Origin of the sequence: Companilactobacillus futsaii JCM 17355, from assembly GCF_001435505.1 — a bacterium.
GTDB classification, from domain to species: Bacteria; Bacillota; Bacilli; order Lactobacillales; family Lactobacillaceae; genus Companilactobacillus; species Companilactobacillus futsaii.
Genome location: NZ_AZDO01000055.1, coordinates 1 through 508 on the forward strand (window position 1 = coordinate 1; position 508 = coordinate 508).

Annotated in this window: 1 pseudogene; it reads right to left on the reverse strand. The window is 40.9% G+C overall.

Annotated features, from left to right (window positions below):
• Positions 1–508 (reverse strand): annotated as a pseudogene (locus tag FC88_RS05395) (IS30 family transposase); the annotation flags it as partial.

Here is a 508-nt window from a genome sequence, read left to right on the forward strand (position 1 = left end):
GGATAAAAATAACGTAAATTCCGATTAAAGCGTTCATTACTACCACGTTCAGCTGGAGTATAAGCATGGCAGTAATAGGTCTTAATACCATATTGTGATTCAAGTGATACTAGCCCACTGAACTCAGTGCCACGGTCCACAGTAAAGCTGTGCACCGGACCATTAAAAGTGGTTAGGAACTTAGTTAGTGCTTCATTAACAGTCGCTGTCGTCCGATCTTTTAACCGGTATGCCCAAAGGAACCATGATTTGCGATCGATTAAAGTTAATAAAACTGCCTTACTATGCCCACGAGGACCAACGACTGTATCTAGTTCAAAATCGCCGATGCGATTACGTTGATTAATCATCATGGGACGCTGTTCAATTGATCGCCCCAAAGATTGATTATATTTGGATCGTTGGTCAACGTTACGCCATGTTCAGGTAGATCATTCAAGGAGAAACCAATCCTCCCCTGATTTAGCCAATTATAAATAGATTTAGTAGCTAGTTTAAATTCGTGAGC